This is a genomic window from Flavobacterium glucosi, from assembly GCF_048286535.1.
GTDB lineage: Bacteria > Bacteroidota > Bacteroidia > Flavobacteriales > Flavobacteriaceae > Flavobacterium.
Window position 1 is genome coordinate 449,366 of the sequence record NZ_JBLVPK010000002.1, and the last position, 17,132, is coordinate 466,497.

The window sequence follows — 17,132 nt, forward strand, 5'->3', positions numbered from 1 at the left end:
CCTAACAGGTTTCCAACGTCTGTTAGGCTGTAGTTGATAAAATGAGATATTAAAACAAACCATTAAAACAAAGTATCAACTTAATTATTTAAAATTATTCGGCGCCATCAGTAAGGGCTCTTGCAACAGCAAAACCGCCTACTTTTTCGCCTAATTCAAGTCCTTTTTCGCAATCGCTTCTGTAATGGATGCATCCAAACATTCTAGAATCCGAAGCTTCTTTTGCCATAGCCACAAAACTTTGTTTTTTTGCAGGAATTATATGTGATAAAACTACGCATGCCGCTCCGCTAAAGGTGGAGTGTCCTGATACATAGGAAGGGAAATTAGGAGTGCCTGTCAATGTTTTTATAGACGGGTCAACTTGAGAAGGTCTCGGGTTAAAGTAAGTGTATTTTGCATCCCAACAGCTGATAGCCGCATCCATCATGGCAATATTTAGCAACGCCAGATTTCTCGCCCATCGTACTTCACTATAATTTAGTGCTACAAAGGACTCTGATGCAATTGCATTCCAGTGTCCTGGAGGTGTATAAGTTCCTACGCCATCAGCCCAAAAAGTCACGATTTGCATGTTCTTTCTGGTGGCATTTTTTCCGTAGCTTTTTACTTCAGCTAATTCCTTTGCGAAGTGTTCTGATTTTGTAGAAGGCGGAGGAACCGGACGGCTGGCAACAACCATTTCAGGTGACATAAGGAATGATTTTACTTTTCCAAACAAAGGTAACATTGGAGGTCTTGCTGGTACATCTAATGATTTCCATGGAGTTTCTCCAGTGGCAGCAGTTTGAGTTTCCAGTTGCGTCCAAAGCGCTTGATTACCAATAGCAGCTCCAGTTCCATCAGCCGCAGCTCTGGCGATAAATTTGTTGGCAATTTTTCTGCCTAAAATAATTCCTGCATCAACATCACTTCGTACATTGGCACCACTAATAATGCGATATAATTTTTGTTCCTCTGCTTTTTCTTGTATATAAGCGATTTCTGTAGGGAACAATAATTTTAATAATTCAACCGTAACTCCTGCTAAAACAGCATCTTCAGATGGATAGGAAGGTAAGCTGCTTTTTGGGATTAAAACTGGTAATGTAGCATCAACCGTAAAAGGTGCAGCTCTATTATATAGTTTTTTATAATGCCAAGTAGCAACCATCGCATCGTATTGCGCGGCACTCACATAAGCATAAGCTCTGGCTGCATAAGGCGGATTTGAAAAAGGAAATTCAGGATTGGCAAATGGATTTGCTCCAGATGGTGCAGGATATGTTCCGTCTTCATTTTGATACGGCGGACGATTGTGTCTTGCCACTAAGGTTCGCATGATTTCATTCCAACGTAAAACACCTCCGGCGCTCCAGTATTTTATTGTTTTTTTCTGCTCCGGTGTTATGCTTGCCTGATAACTTTTTATTTCGTTGATTTCTCTAGTAAAAGCGGGTGTGTTGGCTACTATTGGTACATCCAAAGAGAATTCATTTGGGGTAGTCAATAAGAATGTTTTCCAGGTCCCGGCTAATTCGTCTGTAGTAGACGGATTCAATTGAGGAAATTGTTCGTTGCGTTCTGTTAACTCATCGCTACAAGAATAGTTCAACGTAAGAAACAAAACCAAAAGACTCTTACAGGCTATTTTTTGTATTTTATTTTTCATCTTCTTGGGTTGTTTTTTTTAAATTAAGGATATAAAATAAACCGCCATAAAAGGTATTCGATTGCCCTACATTTCGGCCTTCTGTAACAAAATTGCATCCTCCAATAATAGATAATGCCGGTATTTTCCTGAGTGTATATTTACTGTTTACACCTACTTTTAAGGCATTCATTGTATTACTTGGAAAAGGCATGTTGTTTTTTGTAATGTCAAATCCACCAGATTGAGTTACCCAGTTATCAAGCACTGCCTCGGCTATTAATCTGTTGGAACGATAGCCTATTCTGAAGTTAACCGAAATAGCGTCGGGCATGTCAACTTCATTGGTGTAATGTATTTCGTTTGTGTAATAGGAATTTCTGTCAATGGTTATGTTCGCTCTTTTTACATACGCTCCGGAAACAGTACTGAAAAAACGACCTCGTTGATAATCACCCATTAATCGTAAAGAAGCAGTTTTGCTTTTTAGACCAAGACTTAAAGGCAAATAATCAGCTGAATAATCAGAAACTGGAGCCCAAAGCCCTCCTAAAGCATATAAAGAGTAGGTTGCTTTTCCAATTGTTTTTTCAAAAGGCATGTATTTTATGGTTAACGATAGGTCCTGCAATCCTTTTTGGCCTTCCATTGTTCCTGCAGAAGCCTTTGTTTCTATGTATGGAAGACTGAAAATAATATTCAATTTATCAGAAACCCCGTAGTTTCCCATTAAGGCAAGTGATTTTGTAGAAACAGTCCCCAGATTAAGATTTTCTCTTTTAAAGGTTCCTTCCCAATACTTATCCCAGCTGCTGTATTGGTATACAGCTCCGAAACAAAAATTGTTTTTGCTCATCATAATACCATCAATCTCTGTTTGAGCATTTATAAATAAAGGTGCCAACAGCAGGCAACTCAGATAAAATTTTTTCATCAAAAAAATGGTTTTGGTTAGTAGTTGATGTTTAGTATTTAAATGTATGATGTTTCAATTGTTGAAAAAACAACTAATTTTCAAATGATTACTGACTAAAATCGAGTTGAAATACCAATGTTAATAGTGTAATCAGCAAATGCAGCATCTCCTTGAACATGACTACCTGTTCTTGCAGAATTTTCTTTGTCAGTAACACTTTGTGTACGGTTACGAACCACTGCAAATGGTACTGATGCAAACAAGACTACTTTTTTGTATTCATAGTTTACCGAAGGCTCTACTGACCAGATATAACCCGGACGACGGAAATCGCCACTGCCACCCACTAGATCATAAACAGGAATTCCTTCTAATCGTGCACCAGCCGCTACAGATAATCCTTTTACTTGATTCACAGAATAGTTGAAACCTGCTCTAAACATATATTGATCTGGTACACTCATAATAGCTTCGTTAGCTAATCGTGATGCTAATGTTTCTCTGTACGTTCTTGTTCCGTTTTGTTCACGAGGATTAATCAAATAATAGAAGTTACCGTAAACACCAAAGTTGGCAATGAAATTATAAAAGGTGTTTAATTCAAATGTAAATCCGGTACCGCCATCTCCTAACTGGATAGACTGATCTACATTACGTAATTCTTTTGTTCCGTTTGGGCCTACATTGTAAAAATAATCTTTGTAGTTGTAATCACCAGTTGGCAATTTTATCCCTAATCCTAATTGTATATTTCCCTTTGTGCTTTTTGCCGGATCTAACATCCATCTGTAAGCGGCAAATCTAACATCTCCTATTCCAAAAGAACTGGTTGAATGTCTTTCTCTTTTAACGTAAGCACCATTTACCAATCCATGTTCGTACAGTGAAGAGCGAACGTTGTTTGAAATAGGGAGGTCGACCATAACGGACCAACGGTTGCTTAATATTCTGGTCAATGAAAGATTGAAAACGGAAGTATAATTGATAACTTCTGTTTTTTGAACTAACCTGTCTTTGTTTTCTTCTGTTCCTGAAAAGTGTCTGAATGATCTAAAATAGCGGCCGCTGCTGGCAAATTGCCATCCAGAAACAGTAGTGCTGTCGGCATGAATCGACATGCAACTTGTGGCATTACCCTTAATGGCGACGCAACCTTGTGCAGACATATTTTGGGTATTAAAGATAATTGTAACGAATAGGATAAAAACACAAACGGAGTGTAAAGTGGATAAATTTTTCAAGTTTTTGGTTTTTTAAAATGGTTAATGGTATAAAACAGGCCAACAACTGGTTCTTTCTAAAAAGAAAGTCGGCATTAAAAATAGATAAGTTAATGGATAGGTAATATTACTGTAATGCAAGATTTACTTTTGGCCTTCGCCAAAAAGTCTCGTTGATTTTACAAGGCAAAAAGGATAGGTTGAAGATTACTTTTGAAATAAAGAACTCTTTTGAAAATCCATTTTTGAATTTGCAAATCCATTTAAATCATGATTCTGAAAGCTAGTTGTACAAAATAGACCAGAATAGAAATACAAAATAGCCCTTTGAATTCATTCGCAAAAAGCAAATTCGGAAAATACAAAACACTATTTTGTATTTATAACAGGTATAATTTCTAATAAAAGGGTGTAATAAATGTACAGATTTAGCTAAAAAGCAATCGTTAATTATCTTGATTTGACAAATGCCAGATAAAAGCGAATGATTCCACTAAGTTGAAAGGGGATTTAAACGAAATCGGGTGGGGTGTACGATAAAGTAAGGTGTCCTGAATCTAACGCCTGGTTTGGCATAATGATAGATTCACTTGAAATTGCAGCTGTTTTTGGAGAAAAATCTACGCAAACTGCTGTATTTGGTACGTAATCTTTCAGGAAAGATTTCAGTAGTTTTTTGACGGGAGACTCTTTTGATGAGGCTCCGTTGAATAATTGATTGTCAACAATGTCTTTTAAATCCTGACTTATTGCGTCTTGATGTGAATTGCGCAGGTAATACAGACTTAGTATGTTGTTTTGAATTCTTTTCTTGAAAATATGATAACTTTTATCGTTGATAACCACATCTTCATTTACATACTCAAAATCAGTATCTTCGATAAAGGAGTATAAAGTTGCATTCAGTTTGATTACTTGAAACTCTGAATCCTGTTTTTTCTCCATAGAAGATACCCACGCTTGCTCTTCTTGATAAGCAAACATCAGATAGTATCCCATCACGTTGTAGAACAACGTTACTATAAGAAAAAGTGATGCAATTCGTTTCATATTTGCCGAAAGTAGAAAACTATTTCATAGATTAACATCTTCGATATTAATTTTAAGTTTTTTTTAACATAATTTTATGAAAGTTGTAAATCGAAACCGTTTTCGTAAAAATTTGTGTAATTTATTTTCATTGTTATTTTTCAATTGTTAATTTATGGAGAATTATGTTTTTATGAATAATGAAATGGGATTCTAAATTAGAATTATTATTTAAAAATCCATTAATTGGAATAAATCAGCAAACAAAAATGATGCAAAATCCATAAACCAAAAAAGATGCTTATTTTTGCGGACTATGAAACATTTTCCAGAAAATCTATCCGCTAAACTTGAAATTCGAAAGCAGAATAATGCTTTGCGAAAATTGCCATTGTCAAGTAAAAAGATTGATTTTTCTTCCAATGATTATTTAGGGTTTTCTCAGTCAGAAATTATTTTTAAGGAGACGCATCAGCATTTAATTACTAATAATATCATTCAAAACGGAGCAACCGGCTCCCGTTTATTATCAGGAAATCATAAATTGTATCAAGAAACAGAAGACCTGATTGTTAATTTCCATCAATCAGAAACGGCATTGATTTTTAATTCGGGTTACGATGCCAATATTGGTTTTTTTAGTGCGGTTCCGCAAAAAAACGACTTGATTCTATACGATGAATTGTGTCATGCCTCTATACGGGACGGAATTCAACTGTCGAATGCTAAAGCCTATAAATTCAATCACAATGATTTTGATGATTTAGAAAAATTGATTTTACGGAATCCAAATACCACTATTTATATCGTCACCGAATCTGTTTTTTCTATGGATGGAGATTGTCCAAATCTAGAGGAATTAGTTCAGCTTTCGGATAAATATCATTGTTATCTTGTTGTTGATGAAGCACATGCTTTGGGCGTTTTTGGAGATCCTGAAACTTCGGGAGGAGAAGGATTCGTGCAAATGTTAGGTTTGCAAAATCATGTTTTTGCCCGCATTATGACTTTCGGGAAAGGTTTGGGCTGTCATGGGGCGGCAATTTTAGGTTCGGCTGAATTGAGGGATTATTTAGTGAATTTTGCCCGAAGTTTTATTTATACAACGGGGCTTTCACCACATTCTGTTGCAACAATTTTGATTGCGTACCAGCATTTAGAAAGCGATTCAGCTTCAATTTTAAAATTAAAAGAAAACATTGTTTTTTTTAATCAGCAGAAAAATCTGTTGAGTTTAAAACCACTTTTTGTTCGAAGCAAATCGGCTATACAATCTGCTGTAATTCCCGGAAATGAAAAAGTAAAAGTAATCGCTAACCAACTTCAGGAAAAAGGATTTGATGTGAAAGCGATACTTTCGCCAACTGTTCCTGAAGGGCAGGAACGCTTGCGTTTTTGTTTGCACAGTTATAATTCGCAAGAGGAAATCGCTGAAGTGTTGCGTTTGTTGAGTACTTTTGTTTTTTAAATAAATTATGGAAGAAAGTACTTTTCAAAAAATAGCGACTTTTCAATATTCCTCTGAAGCAATAATCTTCAAAGGAAAATTAGAATCCGAGGGTATTGAAGTATTTATGCGTGACAATAATACAGTTGATTCAAATCCATTATACAGTAATGCTCTTGGAGGTGTCAAGCTTTTTGTTAAAAATGATGATTTTGAAAAAGCGATCAATATTTTTTCAAATATTAGTCAGTATTCATTAGATGATAACGAAAAGTTGAGAAAATGTCCAAAATGTGGAGCGGAACAAATAGATATGGTTACTTCTATCCAAGATTTAAAATCATTTTTAGTATTTCTTTTTTCTGTTTTTTTAGTTGCAATACCATTTTATTCTAAGTATAAATACAAATGTGATAATTGCAAATTTGAATTTAAATAAATTTTTAAAAAATCCGTGACGATCAGTTAAATCTGTGTCATCCGTGTGCTATTTATATGAAACTATTTATAACAGGAATTGGAACCGATGTAGGTAAAACCATCGCGTCAGCCATTGTAACAGAAGCTTTAGAAGCGGATTATTGGAAACCGATACAGGCCGGTGATTTAGAAAATTCCGACAGTCATAAAATCAAACGTTTTTTATCTAATGAAAAGACGAGTATTCATCCGAACAGTTATGCTTTAAATACGCCTGCAAGTCCGCATCTCGCTGCTGAATTGGACGGAATTGTAATTGATTTAAAGAAAATCATTGAACCTAAAACAGAAAATCATTTGGTCATTGAAGGTGCTGGAGGTGTTTTTGTCCCATTGAATTCAAAGGATTGCGTTATTGATTTGATTCAGCCCGATTATAAAGTGATTGTGGTTTCCAGGCATTATTTAGGAAGTATCAATCATACTTTGCTTACTATTGAAGCGTTACAAAACAGAAAAATCGCAATTGCGGGAATTATTTTTTCTGGTGATGAAAACAAAGCAACTGAAGAAATAATTCTCAGTAAAACCAGAGTGAGATGCATTGGAAGAATAGAACAAGAACCCTATTTTGACCAAAATGTAATCAAAGACTATGCAGATCGATTTAGAGAAAATCTATTGAGTTTATAAAAAATAAGAATCAAGAGGAAAGAATCAAGACTTGTTTTTGTGTTTTTCTCGTTTCTTGTATCTTTACAAAATGAATTTAACAGAAAGAGACCGCCAATACCTTTGGCATCCGTATACCCAACACAAAACTGCAGCATTACCCATTGCCATAAAAAAAGGGAAAGGCGCACTGCTTTGGGACGAAAACAACAAAGAATATATTGATGCGATTGCCTCGTGGTGGGTCAATCCTTATGGACATTCCAATACATTTATTGCCGATGCGATTTACAAACAACTCACGACATTAGAACATGTATTGTTTGGTGGATTTACACACGAACCCGCTATTTTGGTAGCCGAAAAGTTGATGGAAATTTTACCAAAAAACCAACAAAAAATATTCTTTTCCGATAATGGTTCTACGGCTGTTGAAGTCGCAATTAAAGTCGCTTTACAGTATTTTTTCAATAAAGAAGAAAAGAGAACTACGATAATTGCTTTCGAAAATGCTTTTCACGGCGATACTTTTGCAGCTATGGCAGCGAGCGGAATTTCTTTTTATACACAAGCTTTTCAGGGGATGTTTATTGATGTGGTTCGGATTCCGGTTCCAGTTAAAGGACAGGAACAGGAAAGTTATAATGCGTTACAATCGGTTATCAAGAACAACAATTGTGCGGGTTTTATTTTTGAACCATTGGTTCAAGGTGCGGCAGGAATGGTGATGTACGAACCGGATTCATTAGATAAATTGATGCAAATTTGTCAGGAGAATAATGTACTAACAATTGCTGATGAAGTGATGACGGGTTTTGGAAAAACAGGAAAAACGTTTGCAACGGATTATTTGGTTGAAAAACCAGATATGATGTGTCTGTCCAAAGCGCTGACCGGAGGAACTATTCCCATGGCGATTACCACTTTTACTCAGGATTTATTCGATGCTTTTTATGATGACGATATTAATAAAGCGTTGTTTCATGGCCATACTTTTACAGCAAATCCTACCGGTTGTGCGGCGGCTTTGGCCAGTTTAGAATTGTTGCAAACCAATGAAATGCAAGCGAATTTAGTTCGGGTCAATCACAAGCATTTGGGTTTTCAGGAGCGCATAAAAAACCATCCAAAAGTAACGGCAACTCGTGTTTTGGGAGTCATTTTTGCTTTAGAAATAAAAACCGAAAGTTCTGCCAGTTATTATGGAACATTACGCAATAAACTCTATGATTTCTTTATCGAAAACGGAGTGATTCTGCGTCCTGTTGGAAATATCGTTTACATTTTGCCTCCTTACATTATTACTGATGAGCAATTAGGTAAAGTATATCAAGTAGTCGAAAATGCTTTAGAAATAGTCTAATTTTTTCGCCACAGATCAAACGGATTTCCACGGATTAAAAAAAAATCCGTTTTTATCAGTTTAGATCCGTGTCATCCGCGTGCTATTTTTTTACCACGATGTTCACTTTCTTATTCGGTATTTTAGGTCACAGATTTGACGGGTCAAACGGATTTCCATAGATTAGAAAAAATTCGTTTTTATCTGTTAAGATTTGTCTCATCCGTGTGCTATTTTTTGCTGATTGAATGTAGAATGTAAATAACTTTGCGACCTTTGCAGAAAATAAAACATCTTGTCAACAACAATCTCCATAACCGCCATAGCTTCCCTTTCACCTTTAGGAAATACACCTGAGACAATTTGGGAAAATTATCTAAATGAAAATCATTGTTTTTCGGAACACGATTTAGACTGTAAGAACACGGTAGTTGCCAAATTGGATGTTGACTCTCAGCAAATTATTGCTGCTTTACGAGCGTCAGACAGCAAATATAAATCCTTAGACAAATCTGTTTTGTATGCCATGGCAGCTTCAAAAAAAGCAATGCAAAATGCGGGTTGGACTTCAAACGACGTTTTCGGAATCAACATTGGTTCCTCTCGAGGTGCTACAGATTTATTCGAAAAACATTATAAAGAATATTTAGAAACCGGAAAAGCTCAAACCTTAGCTTCGCCTACAACGACTTTGGGAAACATTTCTTCTTGGGTTGCCCATGATTTACAAAGTTCTGGCCCTGAAATTTCGCATTCGATCACCTGTTCTACAGCTTTACATGCCGTTTTAAACGGAGTGGCTTGGCTTCGAGCAGGAATGGCGGATAAATTTCTGGTTGGTGGAAGTGAAGCGCCATTAACTGATTTTACGATTGCCCAAATGCGGGCGCTGAAAATATATTCGAATAGCGCAGAAAAATATCCGAATCGTGCGCTTGATTTAGAAAAAAAGCAAAACACCATGATTCTTGGCGAAGGTGCCGGAGTTTGTTGTCTCGAAATAGGGAAAAAGAAAAATGCCTTGGCTTACATCGAAGGAATCGGTTATGCTACGGAGATTCTGGAACATAATATTTCTATTTCGGCAGAAGCGACTTGTTTCCAGAAATCGATGAAAATGGCGTTGCAAAATACCGAATTAGCTGAAGTTGATGTTGTTGTCATGCATGCTCCTGGAACTATAAAAGGCGATTTGACTGAGTATAGGGCCATAGAGAAAATTTTTGGCGAAAGCCTCCCTTTAGTAACCACTAATAAATGGAAAATAGGTCACACTTTTGGTGCGTCGGGCATTTTAAGTATGGAACTCGCTATATTGATGATGCATCACAATAGGTTTATAGGAGTTCCGTATTTAAATGGCTCTTTCGGATTTTCCAACCCTAAAAGGGATGTACAAAAAGTACTGATTAACGCAGTAGGTTTTGGTGGAAACGCGGTGAGTGTGCTTTTGAGTTTGTGATTTTGGGGACTTATTTTATTCCTATTGCAAATTTTCAAGCTCTTTGACTTTTTCGTAAACTAAATTACTTTCAAACCCTTTCCTAAGTAAATAATCACAGAATTTCTTTCGTTTTTTTAGAACGTTTGTTTCCCGAATAGTTTCCCAATGTTTTTCTGAAGCTTTGTGGAATGTGTTGGCATACTCTTCAATGGTAATTTCTTTCAGTGCCAGATTGATGTTGTATTGAGTGATTTTTCTAAATTTTAATTCGTTGACAATTCTAATTTTACCCCAATGTTTGATTCGGTGTTTTCCTCTGGCAAAACTGCTGGCAAAACGACTTTCATTCAGAAAATTATCCCGGATAAGATGCACCATGATTGTATCAATTTCATCAGAGTCCATTTTCATACTCCGTAATTTTTGTACAACTTCTTCGTGACAGCGTTCTTGATACGCACAATAATGTTCTATTTTGTGTATGGCTTCTTTTATAGAAAAAACGGGATTCATTAGTGGTGGTTTTTAATAATTAAGCGAAATTAAATATAATGATCGTTAATTACGCATTTAAAATATAGTTTTTGAAGCAATAGCATTGCAACTAAAATGGTAAGAGTTTGTTCTTGTTGCTATTGAAAGTGTAAATGCTTTTATTTTTGATGTTTTTCTCTTTATAAAAGTATAAAAAATGTACTACATCGGTTTTTTTAACCGATGATCGATAAAATTTCATTTCATCTAAAAAACTAACAGATATTGTTCGCTTTATTTTTCGATAATCACACATCATAATAGGGTTCTTTAATGTCATATTTAGAACAATTGAATTTACAAATAATACCACATGAATAAAGCTTTACCTACTCTAATATCAAAAATAATTATTACCGGCTTATTTTTTTTAATCACTCAACTTTCCAACTCACAAACGGTGACAGTAACAACTACGGGGGCTGGTACTTTTGTGGTTCCTTGTGGTGTAGTTTCCTTAACAGTAAGAGCTTGGGGAGCGGGAGGAGCGGGAGGAGGATCTCGAAATGCTGGTGCTAGTGGTGATGGAGGCGGAGGCGGAGGATATACAAGTGGCGTTTTTACAGTAACATCAGGCCAAACTATAAATTATATTGTTGGTACTGGTGGTGTCGGAAGTACTAATGATGGAACAAATGGAGGAAATACGACTATTGCGGGTATAGGTTTGGTTGCTAATGGTGGTACTGGCGGAAATCGTAATGGCGGAACTATTACTGGTCTGGGCGGAACTGCTTCAGGAGGTGCGGTAAATACTCCAGGCGCAAATGGAGCTATTGGAGGTGGCAACACTGGTGGTAATGGCGGTGCTGCACCTAACGGTGGTGCTGGTGGTAATGGAGTTGCAAATGGAAATGGAGGAAATGGAGTTGCAACCGGCGGCGGCGGCGGCGGCGGCGAAAGAGGTAATACTGGCGGGAATAGATCTGGAGGTGATGGCGGTAATGGTCGAATAGAGATTACTTATACATCTACTTTTCAGTCGTATTGTTTGTCTAGTTTTAATAATGGTGTAGAGCCAATAACTAATGTTACGTTTGCCGGAATTAATAATAACACTACTAATACATTGGGAGGGCCTAGTTTGGAAAGCTTCTGTGTCACTGGCTCTGTTGTTCAAGGGTCTGTGTCAAATGTTATTTCTGTAAAAGGGAATACTGCGGGTAATTTTACGGAATTTATTAAAGTATATATTGATTGGGATCAAAATGGTGTTTTTGGAAATACCACAAATGAAATATATGATTTAGGGACAATTACTAACTCTACAGGAGTTGACTCTAAATTTGCTACAACAAATATATCAGTACCTGTAACAGCTATTCTTGGCAATACTAAAATGCGGGTTATGAAAGCATATGTTTTCGCAAATTCTAACAATCCTTGTTTTAGTGGGAATGATTGGGGTCAAGCAGAGGATTATCTAATTAGGGTTACAGCTCCGCCTACAATAACTTCATTTTCGCCTACTTCATTTTGTCAAGGTGCTACTTTTACAATAATGGGAACGAATTTTACAGGAGTAACGAATGTTGCTGTAAATAACATAGCAGTTTCATCTTTTATAGTAAACTCATCCACGAGTATCACTGCCACCGTTGCTTTATCTGGTACGAGTGGATTGGTGAGTGTTACAAATGTTTATGGAAGTGCAACAAGTGCGGCTACTCTTACTGTAAATGTATTGCCTCCAGCGCCATTGCCTGAATCTCTAATTCAGCCAACCTGCACTTTAGCTACGGGCAGTGTTATTCTGAATAGTTTGCCCTCAACAGGAACATGGACTTTAACCCGAAGCGGTACATCATCGGGAATAACTACAGGAACTGGAAACTCTACTACAATTTCTGGATTGGTTCCAGGAACGTATATTTTTACAGTTTCAAATGGTACTTGTACCTCTTTGGCGTCAACAAATGTGGTGATAAATCCTGTTGTTACAAATACATGGAATGCAGCTGGATGGTCTACAGGAGTACTTCCAACTAGCGTGCAGAAAATTGTTTTTGCAGCAGATTTCAATCAAGATGTGAATTTAGCAGGTTGCTCCTGTAAAGTTACCGGAAGTGCAGCCGTTACGATTAGATCTAAGCGCACACTGACTATAGTGAACGAAGTAGAAGTACTGGGAGGAGGCGTTTTGACTTTTGAAAACAATGCTAGTTTGGTTCAAATTAATGATGCCGCTGTTAATGTAGGAGATATAATATACAAAAGACTCACAAATACGGGAGTACGCAATACCGATTATACGTATTGGTCTACACCGGTATCGCCTTTAAATTTGGGAGGTGCTGGGGGAATTTCGTACAATCCTTCCAGTCTTATAGGTAGTATATTTTATTCTTACGAAGTTACTATAGGCTCTGAGGATTGGAAAAGTGAGTCGGCTACAAGTCCAATGATTGTGGGTAAAGGGTATACTATTAGAGGTCCTGGGCCAATATCAGTAAGTCCTTTGACCCCGTTGGAAGCGACATTTACGGGTAAACCTAATAACGGACGCTATCCTATCACAGGAATATATCCTTTTAAATCATATCTTATCGGAAATCCATATCCCTCGGCATTAGATGCAGATAAATTTTTGACTGATAATGCAGGTGTGATAGATGGAACACTTTATTTCTGGACGCATAGCACAAAAATTGGAATAGGTGTTGTTAATCCCGGAACAGGTATTTATGCTTATTCTGGAGATGATTATGCTTCCTATAACTTAACTGGAGGAGTTGGCACAGTTGCAGATAGCGATCCTGATAAGACACTAGGTAACCCTAACAAACCAACGGGTAAGATAGGAGCAGGACAAGGTTTTTTTGCTACAAGCAATACAACGATTATAGGTGCAAATGAAATTGTATTTAATAATAGTATGAGAGTTGGTGTTGGGGGAATTACAGGCAATAACTCTCAGTTTTTCAAGACAAATAGCACCAAATCAAAAACGACAAGTGCCATTGAGAAAAACAGGGTATGGCTAAATCTAACTAATGCACAAGGTGCTTTTAAACAATTGTTAGTGGGTTATATTACCGGAGCGACTAATGACTTCGATAATGGCTATGATGGTGAAACTTTTGATGGAAATGAATTTATAGATTTTTACAGCGTAAATCAAGAGAAAAACTTTGTGATTCAAGGCAGGGCTTTACCATTTGAAGCAAATGATGAAATTCCCCTAGGGTATAGATCTGTCGCTGTAGGAGATTTTAGTATTGGCATTGATGAAGTAGATGGGATGATGCAATCTCAAAAGGTCTATATTGAAGATAAGTTGTTGAATGTAGTACATGATTTAAAAGCCTCACCTTATGATTTTATAACACAAGCAGGAACGTTTAACGATCGGTTTGTTTTGCGTTATACAGATAAAACTTTAGGAATAGGAGATTTTGAAACAATAGATAATCAAATTGTGGTTTCTGTCAAAAATAAACAGGTAAAAATTGATTCTCCAAATGAAACAATTGATAAAATTTTAATTTTTGATCTATTAGGGAAACAACTATATCAAAAGATAAGCATTGGGAATAATGAACAAATAATATCCAATTTAACCTCAAGTGAACAAGCTTTAATTATAAAAATTGTATTACAAAATGGCCAAACGGTTTCCAAGAAAATTATATTTTAAAATAGCTTAAAGTATAATTTTAATAATTTGTTATAAGTGTTGGTGTTTTAAGTTTTTGTAAAACAGCTTTTTAACGAATATAAATGCTTGTCGACGATTTTATTATGTGAAGTAGATTTGTTTTTTTTAATTTGAATTTAATGTAGGTTTTTTCTTTTGGAACCCCACGGGTTTAAAATCGAATTTATTAAAAAAAAACATATAAAAAGCATGATTAAAAAATTACTCTTTATTCTTTTTTTTGCCTTGGTTCAAACTATAGTTTCGGCACAAAATATAGGCGATTATCGTTCGAATACAACGAATGGAAACTGGATACTTCTCACCAGTTGGCAGTATTATAATGGTGTTTCATGGGTCACTCCTTCAGGAACATCACCACAAGGTTATCCGGGGCAGTTTACGGGTACTGGGGCCGTTATTATTCAAGCGGGACATGCAATGACTATTGGGCAAGCTGATTTAGCAACAGCACCAATGGGTACAGTAACTATTAGTGGAACTTTGGTTTTGGATGGAGGGAGTGGGGCAAGTGCGGGAGGTACTTTTACACTAAATACTCAAAATCTTATAATTACTCCAGATCTTTCGCCTCGAGCTACCATTAATTTTGCAAATAAAGTCACTTTAAATTTACCAACAAATGTATCTATTCAAGTAGGCGAAGGTGGATTACCAACACCAGGAAATGGAACATGTAATAATAATATTGAAATTTCAATTGGGGGCAATGTTTTAGCATATTGTTCAGGAACAGGAAGTCCAGCTGCAGCATATACTTTTACGGATGTTATAAATAATGGGGGTTTTAATACTGTAAAAACTTCAATATCAAATGCTTATTTGTGTGGTTCAAATAATTTTTCAATAACTGGAATTGCTACACCATCTATTGGGGCAACTATCAAATGGTATACAGTCCCTAGTGGTGGTTCTCCAATTTATACTGGTAGTACATACTCATCTACGATATCTTTAAAAACGACATATTATGTTGAAGCTTCTTATGGTACAGGAGCTAGTGCATATACAACTTCAAGAGCAGCAATAATTGCAACGGTAAATAGTGTAACTACCACAACTTGGAATGGGACTGCGTGGTCGCCAAGCATTCCTTCGACAGGTGACAAAATTGTGTTTAATGGTAGTTTTTCTTCTACCGCTGATTTGGAGGTTTGTTCTTGCGAAGTTACTGCGGGGAATGTTGTCATTAATAATGGGCATACCTTAAAAGTAAATAATGAAGTGAAAGTTTTTGGGGGGTCATTAAAATTTGAAAATAACGCTAGCTTGGTTCAAACTAATGATGCCGCTTTAAACTCAGGAAATATAACTTATATGAGAAGTAATTCTTCAACTAGAGAGACAGATTATACCTATTGGTCTTCACCTGTTTCAGGACAAATATTGAAGAATGTTTCTATTTATACTCCATCTAATTTTTTTTATTCGTTTAGCGCAGTTGCAGATGATTGGAATCAAGAAAATTCCGCTAATGCTATGGCAATAGGTCTTGGTTATATCATTAGAGGACCTCATTATCCCTCAACGCCACCTCCAGGATTTTATCAAGCTCCGTTTCGGGGGGTGCCAAACAATGGGGCTATTCATGTTACTATTCCATCTTTAGGAAGAGAAACATCAAATCTTATAGGGAATCCTTATCCATCCGCTTTAAATGCAGACTTGTTTTTAAAAACAAATAGTTCAGTTATAGACGGAACCCTTTATTTCTGGACGCATAATACGGAAATCGGTATTGGAGTTAGCAACCCAGGGACTGGAGTTTATGCTTATTCATCAGATGATTATGCTTCTTATAATCTTACAGGGGGAACAGCAACAAGAATTGGGAACTTTGTAGCAGGAGTAGAACAAGTGTCAAATAGGCCTAATGGTAAAATTGCTGCTGGTCAAGGATTTTTTGTCACCGGTAAAGTAACCAGCGGAGATGTTATATTTAATAACAGTATGCGTGTTGCAGGTACTACCTCGGGTTATAATTCACAGTTTTTTAAGACTACTAAAGGCTCAAAAACGACAACCGTAATTGAGAAAAACCGCGTTTGGCTTAATTTAACGAATTCAGAAGGTGCTTTCAAGCAAATGCTAGTTGGATATGTTACAGATGCTACTAATGATTATGATACTGCCTTTGATGGGCAAAGTTTTGATGGAAATGAGTTTGTAGATTTTTACAGCATCAATGATGATAAAAATTTGACAATACAGGGAAGAGCTTTACCATTTGATAAAAATGATGCGGTAATGTTGGGGTATAGTTCAACTATTGAAGGTGCTTTCTCAATAAGCATCGACCAGGTGGACGGAATATTAGCCTCCGAAGATGTTTTTATTGAAGATAAAATGACTAATAGTGTTAAAAATATTAAAGAAGGACCTTATGCTTTTTTAACTAAAGCAGGATCCTTCAAGGATCGTTTTGTGTTGCGTTTTACACAAAAAACGTTAGGAATAGGTAATGTTGGTGAACGCGATGATTCAGTTTTAATTTCTAAAGATAAAAATGAATTAAAAATAAAATCGGAACTTGAAAGTATAAAACGAATTATTATTTTTGATTTGTTTGGAAGGAAACTCTTTGATAAAGAAGCTGTAAACAGGAATGAATTCCGTACATCAAATATTGCTTTAAATAAACAGTTAGTAGTAGTCAAAGTAATATTAACCAATGGAAAAGTAATCTCTAAAAAGGTCATTTATTAGAAACAATAGAATAATTTCATAAACACATTTAAAAACTCCCATTCTGTTTGTTCAGGATGGGAGTTTTTGCAGAAATATAAGTAAAATCATTTGTTGATTTTGGCTAAATATCAC

12 protein-coding genes are annotated in these 17,132 nt (G+C 36.1%); 7 read left to right on the forward strand and 5 right to left on the reverse strand.

Annotated elements, in window-relative coordinates:
• Positions 1–94: 94 nt before the first annotated feature.
• The 4 genes from ACNQGD_RS05155 to ACNQGD_RS05170 form a co-directional block, all read right to left on the reverse strand.
• On the reverse strand, positions 95–1,651 hold the full coding sequence (locus ACNQGD_RS05155) for a vanadium-dependent haloperoxidase (RefSeq protein WP_417998526.1): 1,557 nt from the start codon (positions 1,649–1,651) through the stop codon (positions 95–97).
• Entirely contained in the window at positions 1,641–2,564 is a 924-nt protein-coding gene (locus ACNQGD_RS05160) for a hypothetical protein (protein ID WP_417998527.1), read from the reverse strand. The genes ACNQGD_RS05155 and ACNQGD_RS05160 overlap by 11 nt, the downstream gene beginning before the upstream one ends.
• 95 nt (positions 2,565–2,659) lie before the next feature.
• Positions 2,660–3,787 (reverse strand): hypothetical protein, encoded by a 1,128-nt coding sequence (locus ACNQGD_RS05165; RefSeq protein WP_417998528.1) that lies wholly within the window; start codon positions 3,785–3,787, stop codon positions 2,660–2,662.
• Positions 3,788–4,276: 489 nt separating this feature from the next.
• Positions 4,277–4,816, reverse strand: a complete 540-nt coding sequence (locus ACNQGD_RS05170) for a hypothetical protein (RefSeq protein ID WP_417998529.1) — start codon at positions 4,814–4,816, stop codon at positions 4,277–4,279.
• A 295-nt stretch (positions 4,817–5,111) separates the two neighbouring features.
• On the opposite strand from ACNQGD_RS05170, the gene ACNQGD_RS05175 reads away from it, so the two are divergent.
• From ACNQGD_RS05175 to ACNQGD_RS05195, 5 genes are all read left to right on the forward strand, one after another.
• On the forward strand, positions 5,112–6,263 hold the full coding sequence (locus tag ACNQGD_RS05175; protein ID WP_417998530.1) for an aminotransferase class I/II-fold pyridoxal phosphate-dependent enzyme: 1,152 nt from the start codon (positions 5,112–5,114) through the stop codon (positions 6,261–6,263).
• Positions 6,264–6,270: 7 nt separating this feature from the next.
• Positions 6,271–6,681, forward strand: a complete 411-nt coding sequence (locus ACNQGD_RS05180; protein ID WP_417998531.1) for a putative signal transducing protein — start codon at positions 6,271–6,273, stop codon at positions 6,679–6,681.
• Between the two features lie 56 nt (positions 6,682–6,737).
• Entirely contained in the window at positions 6,738–7,355 is a 618-nt protein-coding gene (bioD, locus tag ACNQGD_RS05185) for a dethiobiotin synthase (RefSeq protein WP_417998532.1), read from the forward strand.
• Between the two features lie 70 nt (positions 7,356–7,425).
• On the forward strand, positions 7,426–8,697 hold the full coding sequence (bioA, locus tag ACNQGD_RS05190; RefSeq protein ID WP_417998533.1) for an adenosylmethionine--8-amino-7-oxononanoate transaminase: 1,272 nt from the start codon (positions 7,426–7,428) through the stop codon (positions 8,695–8,697).
• Positions 8,698–8,971: 274 nt separating this feature from the next.
• Entirely contained in the window at positions 8,972–10,138 is a 1,167-nt protein-coding gene (locus ACNQGD_RS05195; protein WP_417998534.1) for a beta-ketoacyl synthase N-terminal-like domain-containing protein, read from the forward strand.
• Positions 10,139–10,159: 21 nt separating this feature from the next.
• On the opposite strand, the gene ACNQGD_RS05200 is transcribed toward ACNQGD_RS05195, so the two are convergent.
• Positions 10,160–10,633, reverse strand: coding sequence for a regulatory protein RecX (locus ACNQGD_RS05200; protein ID WP_417995617.1), 474 nt, complete (start codon positions 10,631–10,633; stop codon positions 10,160–10,162).
• A gap of 334 nt (positions 10,634–10,967) precedes the next feature.
• Between ACNQGD_RS05200 and ACNQGD_RS05205 the strand changes: the two genes are divergently transcribed.
• Positions 10,968–14,291: a T9SS sorting signal type C domain-containing protein gene (locus ACNQGD_RS05205; RefSeq protein ID WP_417998535.1), complete on the forward strand. Its 3,324-nt coding sequence runs from the start codon at positions 10,968–10,970 to the stop codon at positions 14,289–14,291.
• A 210-nt stretch (positions 14,292–14,501) separates the two neighbouring features.
• On the forward strand, positions 14,502–17,018 hold the full coding sequence (locus ACNQGD_RS05210; protein ID WP_417998536.1) for a T9SS sorting signal type C domain-containing protein: 2,517 nt from the start codon (positions 14,502–14,504) through the stop codon (positions 17,016–17,018).
• The last annotated feature ends 114 nt before the right edge of the window (positions 17,019–17,132 follow it).

Excerpts from the sequence above, each read along its gene's own strand:
- ACNQGD_RS05155 (WP_417998526.1), bottom strand. The coding sequence starts at position 1,651 with ATGAAAAATAAAATACAAAAAATAGCCTGTAAGAGTCTTTTGGTTTTG.
- ACNQGD_RS05160 (WP_417998527.1), bottom strand. The coding sequence starts at position 2,564 with ATGAAAAAATTTTATCTGAGTTGCCTGCTGTTGGCACCTTTATTTATA.
- ACNQGD_RS05170 (WP_417998529.1), bottom strand. The coding sequence starts at position 4,816 with ATGAAACGAATTGCATCACTTTTTCTTATAGTAACGTTGTTCTACAAC.
- ACNQGD_RS05175 (WP_417998530.1), top strand. The coding sequence starts at position 5,112 with ATGAAACATTTTCCAGAAAATCTATCCGCTAAACTTGAAATTCGAAAG.
- ACNQGD_RS05180 (WP_417998531.1), top strand. The coding sequence starts at position 6,271 with ATGGAAGAAAGTACTTTTCAAAAAATAGCGACTTTTCAATATTCCTCT.
- bioD (WP_417998532.1), top strand. The coding sequence starts at position 6,738 with ATGAAACTATTTATAACAGGAATTGGAACCGATGTAGGTAAAACCATC.
- bioA (WP_417998533.1), top strand. The coding sequence starts at position 7,426 with ATGAATTTAACAGAAAGAGACCGCCAATACCTTTGGCATCCGTATACC.
- ACNQGD_RS05200 (WP_417995617.1), bottom strand. The coding sequence starts at position 10,633 with ATGAATCCCGTTTTTTCTATAAAAGAAGCCATACACAAAATAGAACAT.
- ACNQGD_RS05205 (WP_417998535.1), top strand. The coding sequence starts at position 10,968 with ATGAATAAAGCTTTACCTACTCTAATATCAAAAATAATTATTACCGGC.
- ACNQGD_RS05210 (WP_417998536.1), top strand. The coding sequence starts at position 14,502 with ATGATTAAAAAATTACTCTTTATTCTTTTTTTTGCCTTGGTTCAAACT.